The sequence below is a fragment of the Burkholderia sp. HI2761 genome (genome assembly GCF_002223355.1).
In the GTDB taxonomy this organism is placed as follows: Bacteria; Pseudomonadota; Gammaproteobacteria; order Burkholderiales; family Burkholderiaceae; genus Burkholderia.
In genome coordinates this window covers 200,732-213,323 of record NZ_NKFN01000008.1, presented here as the reverse complement: position 1 = coordinate 213,323, position 12,592 = coordinate 200,732, and the positions used below count along the sequence as shown (strand labels likewise).

Annotated in this window: 12 protein-coding genes; 9 read left to right on the top strand and 3 right to left on the bottom strand. The window is 66.4% G+C overall.

The features are described from left to right. Positions 1-675 (bottom strand): Crp/Fnr family transcriptional regulator, encoded by a 675-nt coding sequence (locus tag CFB46_RS30940; RefSeq protein WP_027786066.1) that lies wholly within the window; start codon positions 673-675, stop codon positions 1-3. Positions 676-1,086: 411 nt separating this feature from the next. On the opposite strand from CFB46_RS30940, the gene CFB46_RS30935 reads away from it, so the two are divergent. The 8 genes from CFB46_RS30935 (at position 1,087) to argE (ending at position 7,369) form a co-directional block, all read left to right on the top strand. Further along, positions 1,087-1,644 carry an RNA polymerase sigma factor gene (locus tag CFB46_RS30935; protein WP_027786065.1) on the top strand — a complete coding sequence of 186 codons (558 nt, stop codon included), beginning with the start codon at positions 1,087-1,089 and terminating at the stop codon, positions 1,642-1,644. 12 nt (positions 1,645-1,656) lie between these two features. Beyond that, entirely contained in the window at positions 1,657-2,052 is a 396-nt protein-coding gene (locus CFB46_RS30930; protein ID WP_227789572.1) for a RebB family R body protein, read from the top strand. A 113-nt stretch (positions 2,053-2,165) separates the two neighbouring features. Continuing rightward, positions 2,166-2,693: a hypothetical protein gene (locus CFB46_RS30925; RefSeq protein ID WP_227789573.1), complete on the top strand. Its 528-nt coding sequence runs from the start codon at positions 2,166-2,168 to the stop codon at positions 2,691-2,693. A gap of 213 nt (positions 2,694-2,906) precedes the next feature. Continuing rightward, positions 2,907-3,353 (top strand): hypothetical protein, encoded by a 447-nt coding sequence (locus CFB46_RS30920; protein ID WP_027786062.1) that lies wholly within the window; start codon positions 2,907-2,909, stop codon positions 3,351-3,353. 327 nt (positions 3,354-3,680) lie between these two features. After that, a complete protein-coding gene (locus CFB46_RS30915) occupies positions 3,681-5,006 on the top strand; it encodes a flavin-containing monooxygenase (protein WP_027786061.1) in 1,326 nt (441 codons plus the stop codon). 83 nt (positions 5,007-5,089) lie between these two features. Beyond that, complete coding sequence (locus CFB46_RS30910) at positions 5,090-5,527, top strand: RidA family protein (protein ID WP_027786060.1); 438 nt, start codon at positions 5,090-5,092, stop codon at positions 5,525-5,527. 8 nt (positions 5,528-5,535) lie between these two features. After that, entirely contained in the window at positions 5,536-6,213 is a 678-nt protein-coding gene (locus CFB46_RS30905; protein WP_027786059.1) for a DUF1028 domain-containing protein, read from the top strand. Continuing rightward, positions 6,206-7,369 (top strand): acetylornithine deacetylase, encoded by a 1,164-nt coding sequence (gene argE / locus CFB46_RS30900; RefSeq protein ID WP_027786058.1) that lies wholly within the window; start codon positions 6,206-6,208, stop codon positions 7,367-7,369. The genes CFB46_RS30905 and argE overlap by 8 nt, the downstream gene beginning before the upstream one ends. A gap of 76 nt (positions 7,370-7,445) precedes the next feature. Here the strand turns inward: argE and CFB46_RS30895 are convergent, their stop codons facing one another. After that, positions 7,446-8,414 carry a LysR substrate-binding domain-containing protein gene (locus CFB46_RS30895; protein ID WP_051421428.1) on the bottom strand — a complete coding sequence of 323 codons (969 nt, stop codon included), beginning with the start codon at positions 8,412-8,414 and terminating at the stop codon, positions 7,446-7,448. A 345-nt stretch (positions 8,415-8,759) separates the two neighbouring features. On the opposite strand from CFB46_RS30895, the gene CFB46_RS30890 reads away from it, so the two are divergent. Continuing rightward, positions 8,760-10,181, top strand: a complete 1,422-nt coding sequence (locus tag CFB46_RS30890) for a purine-cytosine permease family protein (RefSeq protein ID WP_027786057.1) — start codon at positions 8,760-8,762, stop codon at positions 10,179-10,181. Between the two features lie 93 nt (positions 10,182-10,274). Here the strand turns inward: CFB46_RS30890 and CFB46_RS30885 are convergent, their stop codons facing one another. After that, positions 10,275-12,554 carry an FdhF/YdeP family oxidoreductase gene (locus CFB46_RS30885; protein ID WP_027786056.1) on the bottom strand — a complete coding sequence of 760 codons (2,280 nt, stop codon included), beginning with the start codon at positions 12,552-12,554 and terminating at the stop codon, positions 10,275-10,277. Between the last annotated feature and the right edge of the window lie 38 nt (positions 12,555-12,592).

The window sequence follows — 12,592 nt, the reverse complement described above, 5'->3', positions numbered from 1 at the left end:
TCAATTGGCGTCGGCGATGGTCCGGAGCCGTTCCGGTTTCTCGATCGTCACGCCGTGTTCGTGCAGCCGGATCAGACCGTCGCGCTGCATCTTCCGCAGGCTGCTGTTCAGCCGCGGCCGGCTGACGTTGAGCATCGCGGCGAGGATGCTCTGGCTCTCCGGCAGCGGCACCTCGAGATCATTCCCTTGCATGCGGTTCAGCAGATGGCGCGCGAGCCGTGCTTCGAGCCGGTACAGGCACGCCGACTCGACGAAGTCGCTCAACTGGTGAATGTGCCGGCACAGCTGCTCGTGGATGCGCGCCATGAATTCCGCGTTGGCCTGCAGCGGCGCGAAGTGCTGGCGATGCAGCAGCGAAATGCGGCAGTCGGCGCTCAACTGGGCGGTGAAGCTGCGCCGGTGCGCGCGGATCAGCGTGTTTTCGCCGATGAGGTCGCCCGGTATCGAATGGCCGAGAATGATCTCGCGCCCGCCGGGTTCGTGCAGGGTCTTGTAGACGCGGCCCTGGCGCACGAACGCGACGAAATCCCCCGGATCGCCCTTGAAGAACAACAGGCGATTGCCGTGTTCGGGCCAGGGCGTGACGTGCCGCTCGACATGGGCGAGCAGGCTTTCCGGTAGATCGGTGAGTATCGGTATATTGCGCAGCGTTTGAGCGTCAGCAAGGGCAGGCATGTTTTCCGCGCGAGGTTGTTTGACGATACGGCCACCTAGCGAAAAACGCTGCCTTCGGCATTACGTGAAAAATGAATAATGAAAGTATTGAAATAATCGGCAGGCAGTCCGGACAGGGCGGCACTTCGGCGGCAGGCGCGCTTGATCGACCGACATGGAAAGCAGCATGCCGACGCACGGGCGCATCGCGGCGGTAGTCGTTCTTTTTCATCGCAATGCCGTTATTCGGTCAAGCCCGGCGGCGCATCTGAAACGACGGATCGGGCTATGCCGGTTAATTAAAATTTCTGTTCATAATAATCAAGAAAATTTACCGAAGCCGATTATCGTTTTATCGGTGTTACACGGGTAACAGCGCCATTCCCGGCATCGAATCGATTCTGTGTTTTCCATATAAAAGGAAGACACGGGATGACAACCTCGAACCAGCACGCTGCCACGACGCCCGAGTCTTCGGCGCAGCAGCTCGACCGTACGTGGCGGGAAATGCAGGGGAAGCTGCGGCGCCGCGCGCGCATGTTGTGCAAGGGTGATATTCACCGTGCCGACGAACTGCTTTCCGATACCGCACTCAAGGTCCACATCTACCTGCAGCGCTCGCCCGAGCGCGTTCGGAACCTCGCAGGCTTTCTCTTTCTGGCGCTGAATCACGCGTTCCTCGATGGCGCGCGCCGCCGTCTGCGCGAAAGCGGCATGCTCGAATTCGACCCGGCCTGGGACGACGATCACGCCGTCGAGCTGGCCGGCCACGCGCCGTCGGTGGAGCAGCAACTGCTGCTTCGGCAACAGTTGCTCCGCCTCGAGCAGGCGCTGTCCATGCTGCCCCCGCAGCAGCAAATGCTGTTCACGCTGAAGTTCGAGGAGGACCGGCCCTATCTGCACATCGCCGCGACGCTCGGGATCAACGAGCCGCTTGCCAGAAAACGCGTCGAGCTGCTGCGCAAGAAATTGCGCGAGGAACTCGCGTGAGCGCGTTCACGAATGCCGGCAGCAAGCGTTCCTAACGGCATGCGCGGCGTCGATGGCCTGCCGGCCCGCCCGTTCCTTCAATCGCATGCCGGAGCCGAGATCCGAGGAGGCCTCGTGGCAGACAAAGTCAATGAGCAGATTACCGACGCGCTGACGCAGACCAACGTCAACGTCGTCGCGGGATCGCCGGCCCAGGCGCTGGGCATGCTTTACCAGATGTTCAGCCAGGCCGTCGGCATCTCGGCGCAGAACATGACACAGCAGCAGGCGGCGCTGAACCAGATTTCGAACGCCGTCGTGTCGAAGGCGGTGTCCATGATCCTGTCCGTCGAAGCGTCTCCGAAGCCGGCATCGGGCGGCGCGACGCCGCCCTTGGCGAGCGGGCCGCAGACGGGTTCCACGCATTAGGGCACGACGACTATCGGGATACCTGAATAATGAACATGAAAGATTCTTTGGGTGGACGCGGAGACGGCGCGACGCAAGCGCCGGATGACGCCGCGGACGCCGCAGCCGAAGCCATGACGCGGGCCGATGCCGCGCCGCACGCCGCAGTTGCGACAGCCGGCACGCGCGCATGGCCGGTCAGCCGGCTGCGCAGGTTCACCGAGACGCTGAAGGCGCCGGACCAGATCGCGGGTGCGACCGGGGCCGCCACCTCGGCGCTGCAGACCGTGCAGGCGATCAACGCGGAGGCCGCGTCCTACGCGACGACGCAGATCGCCGTCGGCCCGAACATGCTGATCACGCAGGCCGGCGGCATGGTCGCGCAGGCGGCGGCCAACTACTTCGAGGCGTCGACGTCGCTGGCGATCGCGGGCAAGAGCGTGCTGATGAAGGACCTCGCGCAGAAGACCATCGACGAGGACGTGAAAGGCATGGCGATGGATGCGGTGGGCCTGCTGTTGACGGACCTGTTCGTCGCGACCGCGGCGGTCGTCGCGGGCGCCGCGGAGGCGATCGAAGGGGAGGCCGCGAGCATCGCGCTCGACAGGATCGACGAGAGCCTGCAGAAGTATCAGGCGCTGCTGGACAAGAAGGGCACGTAGGGCGCGGCGTCGATGACGAACGTCGCCCGCAGTCATGCGCCGTGAACCGCGGGCGATCGACTGCCGCGCGTGCAGCGACACGGTATCGATCGACACGACCCGCCGGGCCGTCGGGCCCGATGCGGGATGTGAGCGGCGGGAGCGACGCACGTTTTTTGGCTGAACACGTCGCGGTCCGCTATTGGCAGTCCTGTCCAGTCATGTGAGGAACCCATGTCCTACATCATTCAGAACGTACACGGTCCCGCGCCGCTGGGGGTTGGCGAGCGCAAATGGGGCGATGCGACGGAAATCGATTTCGGCGCGATGACGAGCTGCATCGCGCTCGTCGAGCAGACACCGGGTCAGCCGACGCTGGTGCGCGGGGTCCATTTGTCGATCGTCAGCCCCGACGGCACGAAGGTCTGCGATTCGGCGGCGGATGTCGCCGGACAGGTCGAGACGATCATGCAGCAGAGCGGCGACATGCGTGCGTGCCTTGGGCGCATCGACCTCTGGCAGGCCAACGAATCGCAAGAGGTGCAGGATTTCTTCGTCGGATTGATGATGAGCCTCGACATGATCAACTGGGTGAGGGTGCCGGACGGCAACCTGCGGGTGCGGATCCACGGCGGCGTGATGGAGTATCAGAAGGGCACCGACGCCTGGGCCCGCGTGTAGCCGGCACGATCCGCGCAAACCGGCGCCCGCGATGCGCGCGGGCGCCGGCGACATACGGTTCGATGGCGCCGACCATCGACTCGATTGGGTCGAGGCATCCGTTTTTTCGGCACCGGTACGCAGGTGTCGGACTGTTCCCGACCGAGATGCCGCTTCGGATCGCGTGCATGTACTTCGCTAGCCAGCGGCCCCCGCCCCAGCTTTTTGCTCGTCAACACCAACAAAAAACCTCATTTCGCGCCACGCAGCCTGTCCGCAGAATGTCTCCATTCCCACTTACGCGACAACACGAGCGTCGCATGAGCCGCACTTCAGAAGGAGACAGCCGTGGCAGTCGAAACAACCTCAATCGATACGCTCGTCGTCGGCGCCGGGCAGGCCGGCGTGGCCATGAGCGAGCATCTGGGCAAGCTGGGCGTGCCCCATCTCGTGCTGGAGCGCGACCGTATCGCCGAACGCTGGCGCACGGGGCGCTGGGATTCGCTGGTCGCGAACGGCCCTGCGTGGCACGACCGTTTCCCGGGCCTCGAATTCGACGGTCTCGACCCCGACGCATTCGCATCGAAAGACCAGGTCGCGGACTACTTCGAAGCGTATGCGCGCAAATTCGACGCGCCGATCCGCACCGGGGTCGACGTGCGGAACGTGGTGCGCAACACGGGCAAGCCGGGCTTCGTCGTCGAGACGTCCGACGGCACGATCGAGGCGAACCGCGTGGTGGTCGCGACGGGGCCGTTCCAGCGCCCGGTGATTCCGCCGATCGCGCCGGACGACACGCGCCTCGTGCAGATTCACTCCGCCGACTATCGCAACCCGGCCCAGCTTCCGGCAGGCGCGGTGCTGGTGGTCGGCGCGGGTTCGTCGGGCGTGCAGATCGCCGACGAACTGCAGCGTGCGGGGCGGCAGGTCTACCTGTCGGTCGGGCCGCACGATCGGCCGCCGCGTGCGTATCGCGGCCGCGACTTCTGCTGGTGGCTCGGCGTGCTCGGCGAATGGGACAAGGAAGTCGCGACGCCCGGCCGCGAACACGTGACGATCGCGGTGAGCGGCGCGCGCGGCGGCCATACGGTCGATTTCCGCGCGCTCGCGAACCAGGGCGTGACGCTGGTCGGGCTGACGAAGTCGTTCGACGGCGGCGTGGCGGTGTTCGAACGCGATCTCGCGGCCAATCTCGCGCGCGGCGACGAGAACTACCTGTCGCTGCTCGACGCGGCCGACGCGTATGCGGCCCGCAACGGCCTCGACTTGCCGGAAGAGCCCGACGCACGGCGCATCCTGCCGAACCCCGACTGCGTCGCGCATCCGATTCTCTCGCTCGATCTCGCCGCTGCAGGCATCACGTCGATCGTCTGGGCCACGGGCTATGCGGTCGACTACGGCTGGCTGAACGTCGACGCGTTCGGGCCGAACGGCAAGCCGCAGCACCAGCGCGGCGTGTCGAAGGAGCCGGGCATCTATTTCCTCGGCTTGCCGTGGCTGTCGCGACGAGGCTCCAGCTTCATCTGGGGCGTGTGGCACGACGCGAAGCACATCGCCGATCACATCGTCACGCAGCGCAAGTACCTCGCATACCACGACGCGTCGCGGCACCGCGCGGCCGCCGCGCAAGCGGCACGGTCCGACGCACGCCCGCTCGCCGAAGCGACGAACTGACCACCTGACCGCCTGACCCATCCCGCCGCGCCGCGACTGCTTCCGGCGCGGCGGGCGACCCCACCGACACTCGAAGGATCTCGATGAGCCAGCCTACCCATACGCGTATCCGGATGTTCAACACGAAGGATACCTACCCGAACCAGACGCTCGACAACGACCTGTGCCAGGCCGTGCGGGCCGGCAACACCGTCTACGTGCGCGGTCAGGTCGGCACCGATTTCGACGGCAATCTGATCGGCCTCGGCGATCCGCGCGCGCAGGCCGAGCAGGCGATGAAGAACGTCAAGCAGTTGCTCGAGGAAGCCGGCAGCGACATCACGCATATCGTGAAGACGACGACCTACCTGATCGATCCGCGTTATCGCGAACCCGTGTACCGGGAAGTCGGCAAGTGGCTGAAGGGCGTCTATCCGATCTCGACGGGGCTCGTCGTCTCCGCGCTCGGCCAGCCGCAGTGGCTGATGGAGATCGACGTGATCGCGGTGATCCCCGACAACTGGCAGCCGAACCGCGCATAGGAGGCGACATGACTTTCTCCATCGTCGGGCGCTGCCCGGAGACGGGCCAGCTCGGGATCGCGATCAGCTCGTCGAGCATCGCGGTGGGCGCGCGCTGCCCGTGGATGCGCGCGGGCGTCGGCGCTGTCGCGACGCAGAACATCACGCTGCCGGCGCTTGGGCCTCAAACCCTCGACCTGATCGAACACGAGCAGCTTTCGCCTGCCGCGGCGCTCGACCGCGCGTTGAGCGCGAACGGCTGGAGCCAGTACAGGCAGGTCACGGCGATCGACGCGCAGGGGCAGACGGCATGCTTCACCGGCAAGGAGGCGCTCGGCACGCATCACGCGGTGCAGGGCGAACAATGCGTGGCGGCCGGCAATCTGCTGGCCGCGCAAGCCGTGATCGACGCGATGGTGCGGGCCTTCGAACAGGCGTCCGGCCTGCTCGCCGATCGGCTGATGGCCGCGATGCACGCGGCGATGGCGGCCGGCGGCGAGGCCGGCCCAGTGCATTCGGCCGCGTTGAAGGTGGCCGGTGACGTGACCTGGCCGATCGTCGACCTGCGCGTCGACTGGGCCGATGCCGATCCGATCGGGCAGCTCGATGCGTTGTGGCGCGCATATCGGCCGCAGATGCAGGACTACCAGACGCGCGCGCTGAACCCGACCGCCGCGCCGAGCTACGGAGTGCCGGGCGATGAGTGATCCGTCGAGCCGGGCGCTGCTCGAACGGCTGATCGGCTTCGCGACGGTCAGCCGCGATTCGAACCTCGAGATGATCGCCTTCATCCGCGACACGCTCGCGTGTTTCGGTGTGGAAAGCGAACTGTTCTACAACGCGGAACGCACGAAGGCGAGCCTGTATGCGACGATCGGCCCGCGCGATCGCGGCGGCGTCGCGCTGTCGGGGCATACCGACGTGGTGCCGGTCGACGGGCAGGCGTGGACGGTCGAGCCGTTCCGGCTGACCGAGCGCGACGGCCGGCTGTACGGCCGCGGCACCGCCGACATGAAGGGCTTCATCGCGTCGGTGCTCGCGGCCGTTCCGGCGTTCGTCGCGCGGCCGCTGAGCCTGCCCGTGCATCTCGCGTTCTCGTACGACGAGGAAGTCGGTTGTCTCGGTGTGCGGCCGATGCTCGAACATCTGGCCGCGCGCGAACATCGTCCGCGGCTGTGCCTGATCGGCGAGCCGACCGAACTGAAGCCGGTGCTCGGTCACAAGGGCAAGCTCGCGATGCGCTGCCACGTGAAGGGCGCCGCATGCCACTCGGCTTACGCGCCGTCGGGCGTCAACGCGATCGACTATGCGGCGAAGCTGATCGGCCGGCTCGGCGAGATCGGCGCGGCGCTCGCGCGGCCGGAACGGCACGACGGCCGCTTCGATCCGCCGTTCTCGACCGTGCAGACGGGGCTGATCAAGGGCGGCCGCGCGCTGAACATCGTGCCGGCTGAATGCGAGTTCGATTTCGAGGTGCGTGCGCTGCCGGATTTCGATGCGCACGACGTGCCGAGGACGCTGCGGGACTATGCGGAATCCGAACTGTTGCCGAGAATGCGCGCGGTGCAGCCCGATACCGATATTCAGTTGCAGCCGCTCGGCGCGTATCCGGGGCTGGCGACCGCGCCGGACAGCGAGGCCGCGCGCCTGCTCGCGCTGCTGAGCGGCTCCGACGCGTTCGGCACGGTGGCGTTCGGCACCGAGGGCGGGCTGTTCGGGCAGGCCGGCATTCCGACCGTGGTGTGCGGGCCCGGCAGCATGGACCAGGGGCACAAGCCCGATGAGTTCGTCACGCTCGAACAACTGCATGGATGCGACGCGATGCTGGGCCGTCTGGTCGCGTATCTCTCGCTCGCCGCCTGAACGGGCGGCCGGCACGCACGCGCTGCACCCGGCGGCGCGTGCGTTGTCCCGTTCCCGGTCGTCGACCTTGCCGCCGTTATCGAACCGATTGTGCCGATTGTGCCGATTGCGCCGATTGCGCCGATTGCGCCGATTGAGCGACGATCTGCGCGAGCCGCTCGCGGCAGAAATCGACGAACGACTGCGCCTGTTTCGTGAGCTGACCGCGCTTGAGCCGTGCGCTCACGAGCCCGGACGGGCTGACCGTTTCGCTGAGGCCGATCGTCACGACGCGCTGGCCGTCGTACGTATATTCGGAATGCGGGCGCGTGACGAGCAGCGAGAAGCCGAAGCCCCGGCCGACCATTCCACGCACCATCTCGATCGACGGCGAGCCGAACACGATGTTCGGCGTGAGCCCGAGCTCGTGAAACAGGCTGACGAAATACGTGCGGCTCGGCTGCACGTCGAGCAGGATCATCGGCTCGACGCACAGGTCGCGCAGCGACACGTGCGTCTGACCCGCGAACCGGTGGTTCTCCGGCAGCAGCACGTACGGCTGCTGTGGCGGCATCAGCGGCTCGGTTTCGATCGTGCCGTCGAGATCGTGGTCGTACATCAGCGCGAGATCGAACGTACCGGACGTCAGCCCCTGCACCAATTCCTGCTGGTCGCCGTCGCGCAGCCGGATGTTCACGCCCGGGTAGCGCTCGCGAAAACCCGCGATCAGTTGCGGCAGATAGAGCGGCGCGACCGTCTCGAAGCAGCCGATGTCGATCTGTCCGGTAATCACGTCGTTGTCGGCGAGCGCGTTCTGTTCGAACTCGTGCGCGATGCGCAGCAGTTCCTGCGCTTTCCGGTAAAAGCGCGTGCCGCTTGGCGTCAGCGACACGCCCTGCGCGTGGTGGCGAATGAACAGCTTGACGCCGAAGCTCTCTTCCAGCCCCTTGATCGCGCTCGAAATCGACGGCTGCGCGATGAAGAGCTGACGCGATGCCTCGGCGACGCTGCCGGATTCGACCGTCGTGATGAAGTATTTCAGTTGCCGCAAAGTGTAGTGAGCCACAAGCACCTCTGATGCCCGGCCCCGGCGTGCCGCCGCGGGCGCATGCTGTTGGTTTCGCGTAGCACCTTACCTGAAGTCGTTCGGCGCCGAAATTTCCGCTGCAGAGCTTTTTCGTATGTCGCGAAAATATTTTTAGTATTTTCCGGTCCCGATGGGCGTGGCGCACCATCGTCTCCAACCTGGATCGCGACGCGGCCGCGTGTAGCGCCGGCGGGACATGTCATCCGTCCCCGCTTGGCCGTGCACGCGGCGCCCGCGTATCCGGACCGATTGCCGGCGCGCACCCCGACGCGCGCCGGCGCACACGGCACGCGCGCATCGCCGCGCAGGACTGGAGACATCACCATGACGAACGCGCAACCCAATGCGTCCCCGATGATAGAGAAGCACACGATCGGCTATGTGCCGCCCGCGGAACGCCACGGCAAGGTGCGCGACCTGTTCACGCTCTGGTTCGGCGGCAACATCGCGCCGCTGCCGATCGTGACCGGCGCGCTCGGCGTGCAGATGTTCCATCTGAACCTGATGTGGGGCATCGTCGCGATCGTCGTCGGCCAGGCGGTCGGCGGCGTGCTGATGGCGCTGCATTCTGCGCAGGGGCCGCAGATGGGCATCCCGCAGATGATCCAGAGCCGCGCGCAGTTCGGCTCGTGGGGCGCACTGCTCGTCACGGTGATCGCGGCCGTGATGTACGTCGGCTTTTTCGCATCGAACATCGTGCTCGCGGGCAAGTCGGTGCACGGCATCGCGCAGTCGGTGCCGGTCCCCGTCGGCATCGTGATCGGCGCGGTGGGCTCCGGGCTGATCGGGATCGTCGGCTATCGGTTCATCCACATCCTGAACCGTATCGGCACGTGGGTGCTCGGCATCGGCATCGCCGTCGGCTTCTGGATGATCCTGTCGCACGTGAGCACCGCCGATTTCCTGACGCGCGGCGGCTTCGACTTCGCGGGCTGGCTCGCGACGGTGTCGCTGTCGGCGCTGTGGCAGATCGCGTTCGCGCCGTACGTGTCGGACTATTCGCGCTATCTGCCGGAAAACGTCGGCGTCGCGTCGACGTTCTGGGCAACCTATCTCGGCTGCACGATCGGCTCGACGCTCGCGTTCATCTTCGGCGCGGTCGCGGTGCTCGCGGTGCCGGCCGGCGCGGACACGATGGATGCGGTCAAGCAGGCGACCGGCCCGCTCGGTCCGCTGATGCTCGTGCTGTTCCTGCTGAGCGTGATCAGCCACAACGCGCTGAACCTGTACGGCGCGGTGCTCGCGGTGATCACGTCGGTGCAGACGTTCGCATACAAATGGATTCCGACCGCGAAGGCGCGCGCGGTGGTGTCGGTCGCGATCTTCGTCGCCTGCTGCTACGCGGCGATCGGCGCGTCGACGAACTTCGTCGGCAACCTCGTCGATCTGGTGCTCGCGCTGCTGGTCGTGCTGGTGCCGTGGACGGCGATCAACCTGATCGACTTCTACGTGATCCACAAGGGCAAGTACGACATCCAGTCGATCTTCATGGCGGACGGCGGGATCTACGGCCGCTTCAATCCGCAGGCGCTGCTCGCGTATGCGATCGGCATCGCCGTGCAGATTCCGTTCATGAACACGCCGATGTACGCGGGCCCGATTCCCGCCCATCTGGGCGGCGCGGACCTGTCGTGGCTCGTGGGCCTGCTGCTGACGTCGCCGTTGTACTACTGGCTCGCGACGCGCGACAGCGCGTATCGGCGCCGGCAGACGGGCGCGACGATGCCGCCGACGGCGGCGCGATAAAGGAGGGGCCGCCGCGCCGGTCGCGACGCGGCGGCAAGCGAAAGGAAGCGGGCAGGCGCGCGCCGGACTAAATGGCGTGCGCCTGCCGCGGCATCAGACGAGCGCCGAGCGCGCGACGCGCACCGGCACCGACTTGTACGACGGCGTGCCGCTTTCCTTGTCGATGTAGTCGAGCGGCACGAGCACGTTCGCTTCCGGGTAGTACGCGCCGACCGAGCCCGGCGCGATGTCGTACTCGATCGCGGTGATCTTCTCGAGGCGCAGCGTACGGCCCGATGCGGTGACCGTCTCGATGTCGACGAGGTCGCCGTGTTCGAGCCCGTACTTCACGAGATCGGACGCGTTCATGAACAGCACGTCGCGCCGGCCGAACACGCCGCGATAGCGATCGTCGAGCCCGTAGATCGTCGTGTTGTACTGGTCGTGGCTGCGCAGCGTGATCAGGCGCAGCACCTGTTCGGCGCCGAGCACGTCCGCGTCCTCCTTCACGCCCTTGTAGACCGAGAACATCGCCTTGCCGGTCGGCGTCGGCCACACGCGCTCGGTGGGCGGCAGCGGCAGGCGGAAGCCGCCCGGCGTGCGGATCCGCTCGTTGAACGCCTCGAAGCCGGCTACCGTCTTGTCGATCAGGTCGCGGATGCGGTCGTAGTCGGCGATCAGGTCGAGCCACGCGACCTTGCTGTTCGGCAGCGTCGCATGCGCGATGCCTGCCACGATCGCGGGCTCCGAGCGCAACTGGTCCGACGCGGGCTTGAGCTTGCCGGCCGACGCATGGACCATCGACATCGAATCCTCGACGGTGATCGACTGCCGGCCGGTGGCCTGCATGTCGAGCTCGGTGCGGCCAAGCACCGGCAGGATGAAGGTTTCCTTGCCGACCAGCAGGTGCGAACGGTTGAGCTTCGTGCCGAGATGCACGCTCAGGTCGAGCTTCGCCATTGCCGGGAACGACAGTTCGGGATCGGGCAGCGCGACCGCGAAGTTGCCGCCGAGGCACAGCAGCGCCTTCGCGGTGCCGTCGATCATCGCCTGCATGGCCTGCACCGCGTCGTGCCCGTGCCGCGCGGGCGGCGTGAAGCCGCACACGTCCTCGATCTTCTTCAGGAATTCGGCCGACGGCTTCTCGGTGATGCCGACCGTGCGGTTGCCTTGCACGTTCGAATGGCCGCGCAATGGGCACACGCCGGCGCCGGGCTTGCCGATGTTGCCGCGCATCAGCAACAGGTCGGCGATCAGGCGCACGGTGGCCGTGCCCTTGTTGTGCTGCGTGACGCCCATCCCGTACGTGACGATCGTCGCGTTCGACTTCGCATACGCGAGCGCGACCTGTTCGAGCTGCGCCTGGCTCAGGCCGCTCGCGCGTTCGATGTCGTCCCACGACGTGGCGTCGAGATCGGCCGAGAATGCATCGAAGCCGTTGGTGTGCTGCGCGATGAAGTCGCGGTCGAGCACGTCCCCGCGCTCGGCCTCGAGCTGCAGCAGCGCCTTCATGATGCCCTTCAGCGCGGCCGCGTCGCCGCCCGCGTCGACTTGATAGTACGTCGACGCGATTCGCGTCGAGCCGAACGACGCCATCTCGATCATGTCCTGCGGATCGGCGAAGCGTTCGAGCGCGCGTTCGCGCAGCGGGTTGAACACGATGATCGGCACGTTGCGGCGCGCGCACTCGTGCAGCGTGCCCATCATCCGCGGATGGTTCGTGCCGGGGTTGTGGCCGATCGAGATGATCAGCTCGCAATGGTCGAAATCCTCCAGCGACACGGTGCCCTTGCCGATGCCGATCGATTGCGGCAGGCCGACGCTGGTCGGTTCGTGGCACATGTTCGAGCAGTCGGGGAAGTTGTTGGTGCCGAGCTCGCGCGCGAACAGCTGGTACAGGTACGCGGCTTCGTTCGACGCACGGCCCGACGTGTAGAACTCGACCTGCTCGGGCGGCAGCGCGCGCAGCACTTTGCCGATGCGCGCGAATGCGTCGTCCCATTCGATCGCGCGGAACGTGTCGGTCGCGCGGTCGTAGACGAGCGGATGGGTGAGCCGGCCCATGTTCTCCAGTTCGTAGTCCGACATGCGCAGCAGCGACGACACGGTGTTCGCCGCGAAGAACCCGGGCGTCACGCGCTTGGTCGTCGCTTCCCACGTGACGGCCTTCGCGCCGTTCTCGCAGAACTGGAACGTCGACTTGTGTTCCTTGTCGGGCCAGGCACAGCCGGGACAGTCGAAGCCGTCGGGCTGGTTGGTCCGCATCAGCACGATCGGCGCCTCGATGGTTTCCATCTGCGTACGTACCGCATCGGCTGTCGCGCGAAGCGCGCCCCAACCGCCGGCGGGCCCGTCGTATTTCCTGATGCCTGGCACTTCGCGTCGATTTGTCATGTGAATCTCCAATGGCCGGGCCCGGTGCGGGTGGCTCG